The 14,661-nt window shown below is 72.9% G+C and carries 10 protein-coding genes; 5 read left to right on the top strand and 5 right to left on the bottom strand.

Features of this window, described 5'->3' with window-relative positions:
• Positions 1–39 precede the first annotated feature (39 nt).
• Complete coding sequence (locus TR46_RS15520) at positions 40–930, bottom strand: HAD family hydrolase (protein ID WP_052432837.1); 891 nt, start codon at positions 928–930, stop codon at positions 40–42.
• A 584-nt stretch (positions 931–1,514) separates the two neighbouring features.
• On the opposite strand from TR46_RS15520, the gene TR46_RS15515 reads away from it, so the two are divergent.
• Positions 1,515–1,982, top strand: a complete 468-nt coding sequence (locus TR46_RS15515; protein ID WP_042400494.1) for a universal stress protein — start codon at positions 1,515–1,517, stop codon at positions 1,980–1,982.
• 41 nt (positions 1,983–2,023) lie between these two features.
• On the opposite strand, the gene TR46_RS15510 is transcribed toward TR46_RS15515, so the two are convergent.
• The 4 genes from TR46_RS15510 to TR46_RS15495 all read right to left on the bottom strand — a co-directional run bounded on the left by TR46_RS15510 (position 2,024) and on the right by TR46_RS15495 (position 8,130).
• A complete protein-coding gene (locus TR46_RS15510) occupies positions 2,024–3,211 on the bottom strand; it encodes an acyl-CoA dehydrogenase family protein (protein WP_042400491.1) in 1,188 nt (395 codons plus the stop codon).
• Positions 3,212–3,284: 73 nt separating this feature from the next.
• Positions 3,285–4,280 carry a hydroxymethylglutaryl-CoA lyase gene (locus TR46_RS15505; protein WP_042400486.1) on the bottom strand — a complete coding sequence of 332 codons (996 nt, stop codon included), beginning with the start codon at positions 4,278–4,280 and terminating at the stop codon, positions 3,285–3,287.
• On the bottom strand, positions 4,277–6,436 hold the full coding sequence (locus TR46_RS15500; protein WP_042400483.1) for an acetyl/propionyl/methylcrotonyl-CoA carboxylase subunit alpha: 2,160 nt from the start codon (positions 6,434–6,436) through the stop codon (positions 4,277–4,279). Before TR46_RS15500 ends, TR46_RS15505 begins: the two co-directional genes overlap by 4 nt.
• Positions 6,437–6,465: 29 nt before the next feature.
• The gene (locus tag TR46_RS15495; RefSeq protein WP_042400479.1) at positions 6,466–8,130 is read right to left on the bottom strand and encodes a carboxyl transferase domain-containing protein; all 1,665 of its coding nucleotides are present in this window, start codon (positions 8,128–8,130) and stop codon (positions 6,466–6,468) included.
• 95 nt (positions 8,131–8,225) lie between these two features.
• On the opposite strand from TR46_RS15495, the gene TR46_RS15490 reads away from it, so the two are divergent.
• The 4 genes from TR46_RS15490 to TR46_RS42330 form a co-directional block, all read left to right on the top strand.
• Complete coding sequence (locus TR46_RS15490) at positions 8,226–8,840, top strand: SACE_7040 family transcriptional regulator (RefSeq protein ID WP_042400476.1); 615 nt, start codon at positions 8,226–8,228, stop codon at positions 8,838–8,840.
• Positions 8,841–8,989: 149 nt separating this feature from the next.
• A complete protein-coding gene (locus tag TR46_RS15485) occupies positions 8,990–12,940 on the top strand; it encodes an ABC transporter ATP-binding protein (RefSeq protein ID WP_084718519.1) in 3,951 nt (1,316 codons plus the stop codon).
• 208 nt (positions 12,941–13,148) lie between these two features.
• Positions 13,149–14,330: an MFS transporter gene (locus TR46_RS15480; protein ID WP_152626504.1), complete on the top strand. Its 1,182-nt coding sequence runs from the start codon at positions 13,149–13,151 to the stop codon at positions 14,328–14,330.
• 46 nt (positions 14,331–14,376) lie between these two features.
• Positions 14,377–14,661: hypothetical protein (locus tag TR46_RS42330; RefSeq protein WP_042400474.1), on the top strand; the 285-nt coding region annotated here is incomplete at its 3' end.

The raw sequence follows: 14,661 nt of genomic DNA, 5'->3' as shown, positions 1-14,661 counted from the left end.
CCCCGCCGTGCTCAGTGCGACGCTGCTGGGCGAGCCGCTCTACCACCGGCTGGGCTTCGTCGAACAGGGCGTGGCCACCTGGTGGCGGTACCCCGGCGCGGCCGGGCCGTCCGCCCCGCGGGAGTAGCCGTCCGGCCCCTGGGCGGCGGCGCCCGGACCGCCGGAGTGCGCGCCCGCCGCGCGGGGGGCGCCGGTGCGCGGCCCGCCGCCGGGACCGCCACCTGGTCCGGGGCCGGTTCCGGCGGCGCTGCGCACGTCCTCCTCGGCCAGCACCAGGGCCACGGCCTCGGGCAGGCTGCGGGCGGTCAGGGTGGGCCGGTAGCCGGTCTCGCCCCAGGAGCGGCCATGCTCCAGCCAGACGCTGCGCATGCCGCACACGGCTGCTCCCGCGATGTCGGCCGGGGCGTGGTCCCCGACCATCCAGGCGGAGGCCGTCCAGTCGTCCGCGGTGTCCACCCCGCAGCGTTCCGCGGCCAGATGGAAGATCCGGGGGTCGGGCTTGGCGCAGCCGGCCTCCTCCGAGACGGTGCAGCCGTCCACGAACGCGGCCAGGCCGGTCCGCTCGATCTTGGCGAGCTGCTGTTCGGCCGCCCCGTTGGAGACGATCCCCAGTACCCAGCCGGCGGCCCGGGCCAGCCGCAGCGCCTCCAGGTGGCCGTCCGGGCAGGCGATCAGACCGGTGACGGTGGTCCGGTAGTCCTCCAGCAGGTCGTCGACCGGTTCGGAGAGGCCGTAGCGGTCGGCGGCCGCCCGGATCAGGACGGAGCGGTCCAGGTAGCCGCCGCAGTCCAGGGTGGTGAACCAGTGGAGATCACCCGGCGGCAGCGCCCGCTCCGAGAGGAAGCGCATGGCCCAGCCCTGGAACGCCTGATTCCGGTTGACCAGGGTGTTGTCGAGGTCGAAGAGCAGCAGGGGTGACATGAGCGGCATCGTCTCAATCCTTTGGCATATGCACGAGGCATATGAGTGCAACTGACCGAAAAACGTGCGCCCCAAGCGGAACCGCCCGGTATGGCGGACTCATCCCACCCTGCACACACCGTTGCACAAGCGCGGCTCCTCGGGCATGCTCCATGCACGCCCAGGGCGCAGCGCGGAGTTGCTGCAGCGCTGCGGCGGCGCGAACGCCTCAGCGTGCGCGTCCGCCGTTAGCGGTAACTGCAGGATCCGAGCGCTCCGTGTCTGGGCGCGGACAGATTGTCGCCGTACCCTGGAGGGAAGAGGTCACACAAGCCATTACTCGGCCTGGTTCGATCAGAATCGGGTATGCGGTGAATGGCTATTCCGGTCCCACAGTCCCTGGTGTGACCACGCAGCACACCCCCGTATCCCACCTCGCCGAAACGACCATAGTCATGGCCGGTTACGACCTTCCAGAACCCAGCGAAGGCAACCCGGCGGCGCGTCCCACCGAGCCGGCGCCGCACCAACCCAGGCTGCCCTGGCCCAAGTCGAAGCCGTCGAAGTCGGAATCCCTGCCCCCGCCCGCGTCCCCGACGGGATCCACATCCTCCATGCCCAGTTTCGAATTGCAGTCGCAGACTGTCCGCACCTGCGATCCGGCATTCCTGCACGGAGTCGTCGTCGGATTCGACGGCTCCGTCTCCAGTGAGCGCGCCCTGGCCTACGCCGTGGGCATGGCGAGGCGTTCCCGTGTCGGTCTGGTGATCGTGCATGTGGCCAACAGGCTTCCCGCCACGGTGTGGGCCGGCTGTGAGCCGCCTGTCTTCGTCGACGTGCCGGACCACCGCACCGAGGTGCTCGGCCTGGAACTCGCCTGCTCGGACTTCCTGGGCGACGTCCCCTGGGTGCTGGTGGAGCGCGGTGGGGACATCTGCCACGAACTGGAGGAGGTGGCCCGGGAGTACGCCGCCGACGCCATCGTGGTCGGCGGTACGCACGGCTTCCTGGGCAGGCTGTTCGGTTCCGTGGCCGGCCGGCTGGCGCGGCGCGCCAACCGCCCGGTCGTCGTCATTCCCTGAGGGCTGCGGGGCCCTGATCGGGCCCCCGGTTCACCCCGGGTTCAGGGTCGGTCCGGCTCCATGCCCAACTCGCGGGCGATGAGCATGCGCTGGACCTCGGAGGTGCCCTCGCCGATCTCCAGGATCTTGCTGTCGCGCCAGAAGCGGGCGACCGGGTACTCGTTCATGAAGCCGTAGCCGCCGTGGATCTGGGTGGCCTCGCGGGCGTTGGTGACCGCGGCCTCGGAGGAGTGCAGTTTGGCGATCGCAGCCTCCTTCTTGAAGCGCTCGCCGGCCACCAGTCGGGAGGCCGCGTGGTACCAGGCCAGCCGCGAGGTGTGGGCGCGCATCTCCATGTCGGCGATCTTGAACTGGATGGACTGGTTGGCACCGATGGGCCTGCCGAAGGCGCGCCGCTCTGCGGCGTAGCTCAGTGACTCGTCGACACAGCCCTGGGCCAGGCCGGTGGCCAGGGCGGCGATGGCGATACGGCCCTCGTCGAGGATGCGGAGGAACTGCGCGTAGCCGCGGCCTGCCTCCCCGAGCAGGTTGGCGGCCGGGACCCGGCAGTCGGCGAAGGACAACTCCCTGGTGTCCGAGGCGTTCCAGCCGACCTTCGAGTACTTCTTGGAGGCCGAGAACCCCGGGGTCCCGGTGGGCACGATGATGGTGGAGATCTCACGCCGTGGCGAGCCGTCTGCGTTCTCTTCGCTCGAAAGGGTGAGGGCGGCGACGGTGACCAGGCCGGTGATCTCCGTGCCGGCGTTGGTGATGAAGCACTTGGAGCCGTTGATGACCCACTCGTCGGTGTCGGCGTCGTAGCGCGCGGTGGTGCGGGTCGCACCGGCGTCCGAGCCGCCCTCGGGCTCGGTCAGGCCGAAGGCCCCGAGCATCTCGCCGGAGCAGAGCCGGGGCAGCCAGGTGCGCTTCTGCTCCTCGGTGCCGTAGCGGTGGATCGGCATGGCGCCCAGCGAGACCGCGGCCTCCAGGGTGATCGCCACCGAGGAGTCGACCCGGGCCAGCTCCTCCAGGACCACGCAGAGGGCGAGGTAGTCGCCGCCCATGCCGCCGTACTCCTCCGGGAAGGGCAGCCCGAACAGGCCCATCCGGCCCATCTCGGCGACGATCTCGTACGGGAACTCGTTGTGCTCGTAGTACTCGCCGATCTTCGGCGCGACTACGTCGTGGGCGAACGCGGCGACGGTGCGCCGCAGTTCCTCGTGCTCGGGGCTGAGGCGGTGGTCGAGCATCGTGGTCTCCTGAGGGTGTGGAGGGGCTCGCGGGGTGCCGAGGGGGTGTCTCGGCGGGACGGGGCCGGCCGGATCAGCCGGTGAGGGCGCGGACGGCGCGGGAGGGGCTCGGCCGGCCCAACTCCCCGGCCAGCCAGGCGCTGGTGGCGGCCAGCGCCTCCAGGTCGACGCCGGTCTCGATGCCCAGTCCGTGCAGCATCCAGACCAGGTCCTCGGTGGCGAGGTTGCCCGTCGCGCTCTTGGCGTAGGGGCAGCCGCCCAGGCCGCCGGCCGAGGCGTCCACGGTGCGGACCCCGCCCTGCAGCGCGGCCAGGGTGTTGGCCAGCGCCTGTCCGTAGGTGTCGTGGAAGTGCACGGCCAGCCGCTCCGGGCCGACGCCGCGGGCGGCGAACCCGGCCAGTAGGGCGGCCACCTGGCCCGGGGTGCCGGTGCCGATGGTGTCGCCCAGGCTCAGTTCGGTGCTGCCGAGGTCCAGCAGCGCGCAGCCCACCTCGACCACCTGGGCGACCGGCACCGGGCCCTCCCAGGGATCGCCGAAGCACATCGACAGATAGCCGCGGACCGGGATGCCCGCCTCGGTCGCCCGCCGTACCACCGGCGCGAACATCTCCAGGGACTCCGCGACCGAGCGGTTGAGGTTGCGCCGGGCGAAGCTCTCGGTGGCGCTGGCGAACACCGCGACGTCGCCGACACCGTTCGCCAACGCCCGGTCCAGGCCGCGCTCATTGGGCACCAGCACCGGCAGCCGCAGCCCGGGGTACTCCTCGGCCAGCCCGGCCAGCTGCGGGAACAGCTGCTCGGCGTCGGCCAGTTGGGGAACCCACTTGGGGTGGACGAAGCTGGCCGCCTCGATCGTGCGCAGTCCGGCGGCGGCCAGTCGGGCGATGAACTCGGCCTTGACCGCGACCGGCAGTGTGGTCTGCTCGTTCTGCAGGCCGTCACGCGGACCGACCTCGTGGATCCGCACGCTCGCCGGGAGTCCGCCGAGCGGCGCCCGGTCGGGCAGGCCCAGCCGGGTGACAGTGGGTTCGGCGGCGGGTTCGGCGGCGGCAGGATCGGGTGTGGTCATCGCACAGGCTCCTCGATCGGGGTGATGGCGGCGAGCAGCTCGTCCATCGCGACGGTGCCGCCCGCGGCGACCCGCAGCTGCTCGACGGTTCCGTCGTAGGGGGCGGTGATGACGTGCTCCATCTTCATCGCCTCCAGGATCATCAGCGGCTGACCCTTCGTCACCCGGTCGCCCACCGCGGCCTTGACCACGGTGACGGTGCCCGGCATGGGTGCGTTCAGCGCCGCGGCGCCGGCGCCCGCGCCGCCGAGCGCGAGCTGCTCCAGCGGGTCGTACGGGCGCACCGCCCAGCTGTCGCCGTCCTTGGCCAGCCAGTGCGTGCCGGCCCCGGCGCCGTGCCGCTCGACGGCGTGGGTGAAGCCGTGGGTGACCCCGTCCAGCGAGAGCAGCAGCCGCTCGCCGGTCCGGACGGCGCGGGCGGTGAACGCGGGGCGCCCGGGCAGCTGGACCTCGACGTCACCGGGGCCGTCCGCGCCGCCGGTCACCGTGCCGTGGCGCACCGGGCGGACCAGGACCGTCACCGGTTCGGCGCCGCCGACACGCAGGTGGTGCGGGGTCCAGACGGGGCGGCCGCCGGTGCGCCAGCCGGAGGGGAGGGAGAAGGGGTCGACCCAGCCGTCCTCGCCCGGCGGCGGCAGCAGCGCCGCCTGTCCGGCCAGCGCGGCGGCGACCAGGACCTCGGTCTCGGGCCCCGCGCCGGGACCGCCGGCGCCGGGGCTGCCCGCGCCGGGGCCGCCTGCATCGGGACCGCCCGCATCGGGATTGTCAGTGGCCACTGCTACGGTCAGTTCCGGGTGGCGCTCGACCAGGCCGGTGTCGAGGCGACCCGCGACCACATCGGGATGCGTGAGCAGCCGGCGCAGGTAGCCGGCGTTGGTGGTGACTCCGAGCACGCAGGTCTCGGCGAGGGCGGCGCGCAGCCTTCGCAGAGCCGTGGCGCGGTCGGGTCCGTAAGCGATGATCTTGGACAGCATGGGGTCGTAGCTGCTGCTGACGACAGCCCCCTCGGCGAGACCGGAGTCGACCCGGACGCCCTCGCCCTCGGGCTCCCGCAGCAGCAGCACCCGGCCTCCGGTGGGCAGGAAGCCCCGGGCGGGGTCCTCGGCGCAGATCCGCGCCTCCACGGCATGGCCCTGGAAGGCGACGGCATCCTGCGTGAAGGCGAGCGGTTCGCCCGCGGCGACGCGGAGCTGCTGCTCGACCAGATCGATCCGGGCGCCGTCGACGGTGACGGCCAGCTCGGTGACCGGGTGCTCCACCTGGAGCCTGGTGTTCATCTCCATGAAGAAGTAGGAGGAGGGATCGTCCCCCGGGACGATGAACTCCACGGTGCCCGCCCCGGCGTAGTCGCAGGCCCGGGCCGCCCGTACGGCGGCTTCGCCCATCGCGGCGCGCAGCTCCGGGGTGAGCAGGACGGAAGGGGACTCCTCGATCAGTTTCTGATGGCGCCGCTGCAGGCTGCACTCGCGTTCACCGAGGTGGACGGTGTTCCCGCGGGTGTCGGCCAGCAGTTGGATCTCGATGTGCCGAGGGCGGTCGATCCACCGCTCCACCAGGAGGGTGTCGTCGCCGAAGGAGGTGCGGGCCTCGCGGCGGGCGGCGGCGATCTCCTCGGGCAGCGCGGCGGCCTCCCGGACCAGCCGCATGCCCTTGCCGCCGCCGCCGGCCGAGGGCTTGAGCAGGACCGGGAGGCCGATCGCGTGGGCCGCGGCCAGCAGTTCGCCGTCGTCCAGGGCATCGCCCTCGCTGCCGGGGACCACCGGTACCCCGGCGGCCTGGACCGCCGCCTTGGCGTGGATCTTGTCACCCATCAGCGAGATGGAGGAGGGAGAGGGGCCGATGAAGACCAGCCCGGCCTCGGCGCAGGCCCGGGCGAAGCCGGCGTTCTCGGCGAGGAAGCCGTAGCCGGGGTGCACCGCCTGGGCGCCGGTGCGCCTGGCCGCGGCCAGGATGCGCTCGACGTTCAGGTAGCTCTCGGCCGCCGACGCACTGTCGGCGGGGCCCAGCAGCACCGCGGTGTCGGCGGCGCGGACGTGCGGCGCGTCGGCGTCCGCGCCGCTGTGCACCGCCACCGAGCGCACGCCGAGGCGGCGCAGGGTACGGATGACGCGGACCGCGATCTCGCCGCGGTTGGCGACCAGCACGCTGTCGAACATGGGGGTGATCCTCCGTCAGATGCGGTCTGTCACATGCGAAAGACGCCGTAGGGGCGGGGTTCCGGCAGCGGGGCGTTGGCGCAGGCGCTGAGGGCCAGGCCGAGCACGGTCCTGGTGTCCAGCGGGTCGATGATGCCGTCGTCCCACAGCCGGGCGGTGGCGTAGTAGGCGTTGCCCTGCTGCTCGTACTGCTCCCGGACCGGGCGACGGAACTCGTCCTCGGCCTCGGCCGACCACTCCTCGCCGCGCAGCTCCAGCTGGTCCCGCCGGACCGTGGCGAGCACCGAGGCGGCCTGCTCGCCGCCCATCACCGAGATCTTGGCCCCCGGCCACATCCACAGGAAGCGGGGTGAGTAGGCCCGTCCGCACATCGAGTAGTTGCCGGCCCCGTAGGACCCGCCGACCACCACCGTCAGCTTGGGCACCCTGGTCCCGGCCACGGCGGTGACCATCTTGGCGCCGTGCTTGGCGATGCCGCCCGCCTCGTACTGCCGCCCGACCATGAAGCCGGAGATGTTCTGCAGGAACACCAGCGGAATGCCGCGCTGGTCGCAGAGCTCGATGAAGTGGGCGCCCTTCATCGCCGACTCGGCGAAGAGGATGCCGTTGTTGGCGACGATGCCGACCGGGTGGCCGTGCAGCCGGGCGAAGCCGGTGACCAGGGTCGGTCCGTACTCGGCCTTGAACTCGGCGAAGCGGCTGCCGTCGACCAGTCGGGCGATCACCTCGCGGACGTCGTAGGGGGTGCGCGGGTCGGCGGGCACCGCTCCGTAGAGGGTTCCCGGGTCGACGGCGGGTTCCTCGACCGGGCGCACCGGCCAGGGGCGGGCCGCTCGCGGGCCGAGGCCGGCCACCATGGTGCGCAGCATCGCCAGCGCATGGGCGTCGTTCTCGGCCAGCTGGTCGGTGACGCCGGAGGTCCGGGCGTGCAGTTCGCCGCCGCCGAGCTCCTCCGCGGTGACCACCTCACCGGTCGCGGCCTTCACCAGCGGGGGCCCGCCCAGGAAGATGGTGCCCTGGTTGCGGACGATCACGGCCTGGTCGCTCATGGCCGGGACGTAGGCGCCGCCCGCGGTGCAGGAGCCCAGTACGGCTGCGAGCTGGGGGATGCCGGCGGCGGACAGCCGGGCCTGGTTGTAGAAGATCCGGCCGAAGTGCTCGCGGTCCGGGAACACCTCGTCCTGCATCGGCAGGAAGGCGCCGCCGGAGTCCACCAGGTACACGCAGGGGAGCCGGTTGTCCTGGGCGACCTCCTGGGCGCGAAGGTGCTTCTTCACCGTCATCGGGTAGTAGGTGCCGCCCTTGACCGTGGCGTCGTTGGCGACCACCACCACCTCGCGGCCGGCCACCCGCCCCACTCCGGTGATCAGCCCGGCGGCCGGGGCGTCGCCGCCGTAGAGGCCGTCGGCGGCCAGCGGGGACAGCTCCAGGAACGGCGAGCCCGGGTCCAGCAGGGTGTCCACCCGGTCCCGCGGCAGCAGCTTGCCCCGGGCGGTGTGGCGGTCCCTGGCCCGGGGTCCGCCGCCCTCGGCGGCCCCGGCGATCCGGGTCCGCAGCTCGGCGGCCAGCGCCTGCTGGGCCTCGGCGTTGGCGCGGAACGTCTCGGAACCCGGATCCACCGCGGTGCCGAGGACCGGCGCCGGGGCGGTGGCACCCGGCGCTGTCACCGATGCGGTCGCGGTCGCGGGTGTCATGTCCACGAGCTCCTTTGCTCACCGGCGCATGTTAACCACTGTTAACAGCACTGGCCAGGTTAACGGCCGATAACCCCGCTGTCTAGGATGGTGGGATGCCGACACCCCCCAGTCCCGTCGAGAACCCGCGCCGCCAGCAGATCCGGCGCGAGGCCGCCCGTCTGTTCGCCGCGCGCGGCTTCCTCGGGGTCGGCGTGGACGAGATCGGCCGCGCCGTGGGCATCTCGGGCCCGGGCCTCTACCGGCACTTCGCCGGCAAGGACGCCATGCTCGCCGACCTGCTCGTGGGCATCAGTGAAAGGCTGCTCGAAGAGGGCCGCCGCCGGGTGGACGAGGCGGCGGACGCCCCCACCGCACTGGACGCACTGCTCCAGGGCCACATCGACTTCGCGCTGGACGAGAGCGCGCTGATCACCCTGCACGACCGGGAGCTGCTGCACCTCCCCGACGAGGAGCGGCACCGGGTCCGCAGCCTGCAGCGCCAGTACGTGGAACTCTGGGTCGGCGTGGCGGGGGACAGCTTCCCCGGCCTCGGCTCGGACGCCCGCGCGGCCGTCCACGCCGTCTTCGGCCTGCTCAACTCCACCCCCCACAGCGCGGTCGGCCAGGGCGCCGACACGGCCGACCGCACCGCGATGGCCGCCCTGCTGCACCGCCTCGCCCTCGGCGCCCTCGCCGCCGCGGCGGCGGAGCCGCCCCGCGACGCCTGACGGTTCCTCAGCCCCGGGTGGACGGGAACAGACGGCGGGCCCGGGGTGCTGTCAGTACCAGCTGTCAGTACCAGCCGTCGTCGTCGCGATCGGGGCGTCCGCCGAAACTTGGTGGACGACTCACCGCCATACAGTTAGCATCGCTAAATATGCCCAAGGCTCAAAAGTCTCCTGCCGCCACCCCGGTCGAACCGATAGCCGCCACCGCCGCTTCCGCGTCTGCCTCCACCCCCGGTTGGCTGCGGCGGCTGAGTTCGTACTGCTGGCGCTACCGCGGCAACGTCCTGCTCTCCTTCGGCGCGTCGCTGGTCGGGATGGGTGTCACCGCCCTGGTCCCGCTGATCCCCCGGCTGATCATCGACGATGTGATCACCACCCACACCAAGCCGCTGGCCCCGTGGGCGTTCGCGCTGATCGGCGCGGCGGTGCTGGTGTTCGGGCTGACCCTGGTCCGCCGCTACTGGGGCGGCAAGCTGGCCCTGGACGTGCAGCACGACCTGCGGAAGGACCTGTTCGACTCGCTCTCCCGGCTGGACGGCGCCCGGCAGGACAGTCTGAACACCGGGCAGGTGGTCGGACGGGCCACCTCGGACCTGCAGATGATCCAGGGCCTGCTGTCGATGCTGCCGATGATGACCGGCAACTTCCTGCTCTTCTTCCTCTCCATCGTGGTGATGCTGTTCCTGTCGCCGCTGCTCACCCTGATCGCCCTGGCCATGGCCCCGGCCCTGTGGTGGTTCGCCGTGCTCAGCCGGCGGAAGCTCTTCCCGGCGACCTGGACCGCCCAGCAGGAGGCGGGCGCGGTCGCCGGAGCCGTCGACGGCGCGGTCTCGGGCGTGCGGGTGGTCAAGGGGTTCGGCCAGGAGGAGCAGGAGCTGAACCGGCTGGAGCGGGCCGGCCGCAGGCTGTTCGCGATGCGGCTGCGCAGCATCAGGCTGAGCGCCCGCTACAGCCCCGCCATGCAGGCCATCCCCTCGCTCGGCCAGGTCGCGGTGCTCGCCCTCGGCGGCTGGCTGGCGGTGCGCGGCGAGGTCACCCTGGGGACCTTCGTCGCCTTCTCCACCTATGTCGCCCAGATGACGGCCCCGGTACGGATGCTGACCATGCTGCTCACCGTGGGCCAGCAGGCCCGGGCCAGTGTGGAGCGGGTGTTCCAGCTGATCGATGAGCGCCCGGTGGTCACCGAGCGCCCGGACGCGGTGGAACTCGACCCCACCGAGGTGGAGGCCGCCGAACTGGAGGAGGCCGAGGCAGCGGCGGGCGGCCCTGCCGACCGCACCCCCGCGCTCGCCTTCGAGCACGTCGACTTCGGCTACGGCGACTCCGTCGAGCCGGTGCTGAGCGACCTCAACCTCGTCCTGGCCCCCGGGGAGACGGTGGCCCTGGTCGGGGCGTCCGGGTCGGGCAAGTCCACGGTCGGCATGCTGGTCCCGCGTTTCTACGACGCCACCGCCGGCCGGGTGCTGGTGCACGGGCACGACGTCCGCGACCTGACGCTGCGTTCACTGCGCTCCGCCATCGGCATCGTGCCCGAGGACAGCTTCCTGTTCTCCGAGTCGGTGCACACCAACATCGCCTACGGGCGCCCGGACGCCACCCGCGAGGAGGTCGAGTCGGCAGCCCGCGCGGCCCAGGCGGACGGCTTCATCGGCGAACTGCCCGACGGCTACGACACCGTGGTCGGCGAGCAGGGCCTCACCCTCTCCGGCGGCCAGCGCCAGCGCGTCGCGCTGGCCCGGGCGATCCTCGCCGACCCCCGCATCCTGCTGCTGGACGACGCCACCTCGGCTGTCGACGCCCAGGTCGAGGCCGAGATCCACGACGCGCTGCGGACCGTGATGAGGGGCCGCACCACCCTGCTGATCGCGCACCGCCGCTCGACCCTGCAGCTCGCCGACCGGATCGCGGTGCTGGACCGTGGACGGCTGGTCGACGTCGGCACCCATGCGGAGCTGGACGCCCGCTGTCCGCTCTACCGCTCGCTGCTCACCGACCCCGACGCGCTGGCCGGCGACATCCGCAGCGCCGACCCGGTCGCCGAACTGCTCGCCGACGCCGAGGAGTGCGCCACCGCCGGGGTGACCCCCGAACTGTGGGACCGGGAGCGCTTCCCCGAGCCCGACGCCGACGCGCTGGGCCGCGGCGGCGGCCAGGGCGCTGCGGGCGTGGGCGGCGCCGGCGGGATGCACAACGCCATGGGCGGCCTGCCGGCCACCCCCGAACTGCTGGCCAGGGTCGCCGCGCTGCCCCCGGCCGACGGCGACCCCGGCATCGCCCTGGACGAGGCCCGGCTCCCCGACCCGGAGTTCAACCTCCGCCGGATGCTCGCCCCGTTCCGCCGGCCGCTGCTGCTGGCCCTGGTGCTGGTCGCCCTGGACGCGCTGGCCTCGCTCTCGCTGCCGATCCTGATCCGCCACGGCATCGACGAGGGCGTCACCAAGATGGCCTGGGGAGCCGTCGCGGCGGCCTCGCTGACCGCCCTCGCCATCGTGCTGCTCGACTGGCTGGTGCAGGCCACCGAGACCCAGGTCAGCGGACGCACCGGGGAGCGCGTGCTGTACTCGCTGCGGATCAGGATCTTCGCGCATCTGCAGCGGCTCGGTCTGGACTACTACGAGCGTGAGCTCGGCGGCCGGATCATGACCCGGATGACCACCGACGTGGACGCGCTCAGCTCCTTCCTGCAGACCGGCGTGGTCACCGCCGTGGTCAGCCTGCTGACCTTCTTCGGGATCTTCGTGGTGCTGCTGGTGCTGGACGTGCAGCTGGCGCTGTACGTCTTCGCCGTGCTGCCGGTGCTGATCGTGGCCACCCTGGTGTTCCGCAAGAAGTCGTCGGCCGCCTACAGGCTGGCCCGGGAGAAGGTCAGCACGGTCAACGCCGACCTCCAGGAGAACGTCGCCGGGATGCGCATCGTGCAGGCGTTCCTGCGCGAGGACCGCAACCGGGCCCGCTTCTCGGAGCGCAGCAGCGACTACCGCAGCACCAGGATCAGGGCGCAGCTCTACATCGCGACCTACTTCCCCTTCGTCCAGTTCCTCTCCAGCGTCGCCGCCGCGCTGGTGCTGATCGCCGGAGCGCACCGGGTCGGCGCCGGGACGCTCACCACCGGGGCGCTGGTCGCCTATCTGCTCTACATCGACCTGTTCTTCTCGCCGGTGCAGCAGCTCTCGCAGGTCTTCGACGGCTACCAGCAGGCGGCGGTCGGCCTCAGCCGGATCCGCGAACTGCTCCGCACGCCGACGTCGACCCCGCAGGCAGCGGATCCGAAGCCGGTCGGACGGCTGCGCGGGGACATCCACTTCGACGACGTGCACTTCCGCTACACCGGCCTGGACGGGGCCACCGACGCTGCCGCCACCGGCGGTGCCGCGCGCAAGCCCGAGGTCATCTCCGGCCTCAACCTGCACATCCCGGCGGGCCAGAACGTCGCCCTGGTCGGCGAGACCGGTGCGGGCAAGTCCACCGTGGTGAAGCTGCTGGCCCGGTTCTACGACGTCACCGGCGGCGCGGTCCGGGTGGACGGGACGGACCTGCGCAGCTTCGACCTGACAGGCTATCGGCACCGCCTCGGCGTGGTCCCGCAGGAGGCGTACCTCTTCGCCGGGACGGTCCGCGACGCGATCGCCTACGGCCGCCCGGATGCCGGTGACGCCGAGGTGGAGGCGGCCGCGCGTGCGGTCGGCGCCCACCAGATGATCGCCGGACTCTCCGGCGGCTATCTGCACCGGGTCAGCGAGCGGGGCCGCAACCTCTCCGCCGGGCAGCGCCAACTCATCGCGCTGGCCCGGGCCGAGCTGGTCGATCCGGACCTGCTGCTGCTGGACGAGGCGACCGCGGCACTGGACCTGGCCACCGAGGCGGCGGTGAACCGGGCCGCCGACCGGCTGGCCCACCGGGCCGACGGCCGCGGGCCCCGGACGACCATCGTCATCGCGCACCGGCTGAGCACCGCGGCCCGGGCCGACCGGGTGGTGGTACTGGACCACGGCCGGGTGGTGGAGGACGGCCCGCACGAGGAACTGCTGGCCCTGGACGGGGCGTACGCCCGACTGTGGCACGCATTCGCCGGCGAGGAGGAGCCCGCGGCGGCACGCTGACCAAGGGCCGGGCCGGGCCGGGCCGGGCCGGGGCGGCAGGCGCGGCTGAGGTGGCCCGAGCGGCCGGAGTGGCTGGAAATAGAACGTTTGGGCAGGTCAAACGTGGTTTCCAGGGGCGAACACAAGTTTGCTCACCCATACTGACGAAACTTCCGTCGTCATATGCAAGGGCGCTTCCCTCCGTCCCCTCCGTCGCAAGGGTCCGCCCATGCCTGCGCGTGCCGTCACGCCGTCCCTGACCATGCTGTTCTCCGCCGGCTACCTGGCCCCGTACCTGCTGCCGACGCTGGTCGGCCGGCTCACCGCCGACTACCGGCTGGCGCCGACGCCGGCCGGGGCCGTCGGCAGCGCCCTGCTGCTGGCCTCGGCCGCCGCCGGGCTCACCTTGACCTCCAGGGAGTCGGCAGCCAGGGAGCCGGCAGGGAGGGCGGCCAGGACGGCGCGCGCGGGGCTGGCCCTGCTGATCGCCGGGTTCGGCCTGGCGGCTGCCGCTCCGGTGGGCTCGCTGCCGCTGCTGGTGCTCGGCTGCCTGCTGGGCGGCGCCGGATCGGGGACGGTGGCAGCGGTCGCCGCCGTGGGCATCGCCGGGCAGCGCGACCCGCACCGGATCTCGGTCCGGGGGCTGCTGCTGGCGTCGAGCGTGGCCGGCGCCATGTATCTGACCCTGCCCCACCTCGGCGGCGGGCACTGGCTCCCGTTCGCCTGCATCGCGGCCTGGGGGGCCTTCGTCCTGCCCTGGGCCGGAGGACTGACCGACGCCGCGGGGACGACGGCTGACAGGACCGGCCGCGCCGCACCGTCGGCCGGGTTCGGCCCGCTGCCCGCGCGCGCCGCCGGATGGACCCTGGCCTGCTGCATCCTGTTCTGGTCGATGGCCCAGAACGCGCTCTGGGGCGTCAGCGGACGGATCGGGCTCCACCGGGCCGGACTGGCCGAGGCCCCGCTCGGCGTGGTCTTCGCCCTCGCCCTCGCGGCCGGGCTGCTCGGGATCGCCGCCGCGGGCTCACTCGGCGACCGCTTCGGCCGGGCCCTGCCCATCGGCGCCGGCACCGTGGTCATCGCCGTCTGCGTGGTCGTCAGCGGCGCGGCGCGCTCCGCGGCCCCCTTCGCGCTCGGTGAGATCGCCTGGAACGCCGTCTACCCCTTCGTCCTCAGCCATCTCTTCGGCCTCGCCGCCCGCCTCGACCGGCACGGCCGCTGGGCCGTACTCATCGGCTCCGCCACCGCCCTCGGCGTCGCCTGCGGCCCGATCACCGGCACCCTGCTCTCGGTCGGCGCCGGATTCCCCGTCATGGGCGTCGTGCTCGGCGCCGTCCTGCTCCTGGTCGCCCTCCCGCTGGCCGTCGTCGCCCGCGGCACCGAACCCCGGGCCCTCCGTTCCACGAGCTGACCCGGATGGCGGGTTCGGAGCCCCTCCCTCCGGGGAGGAGATCCGGATGGAGGAGGACGACGAGGGGCCGCTCACGCCGCTGGAGCAATTGCTGCGCCCGCCGGAGGTGGCGATTGAGTCGATGTACAGCCTGGCTGATGAGATGCTGGGCCCCTTGCGTGAACGGGGATCGGGGCACGGGGGAGCGGCGATGGTGTCGAGCGGTCTGGGCGGCCAGGACGGTCAGGGGGCGAACGGCGTAAAGGGCCGACCGGAAGAGCCTCGGGCAAGGGTGGGGGCCGGCGGCGGATCGGAGGGGCGGCTCGAAGAGCCTCGTGCAAGGGTGGGGGCG

This window comes from Streptacidiphilus carbonis, assembly GCF_000787775.1.
GTDB classification, from domain to species: domain Bacteria; phylum Actinomycetota; class Actinomycetes; order Streptomycetales; family Streptomycetaceae; genus Streptacidiphilus; species Streptacidiphilus carbonis.
This window is presented reverse-complemented; position numbering and strand designations above follow the sequence as displayed.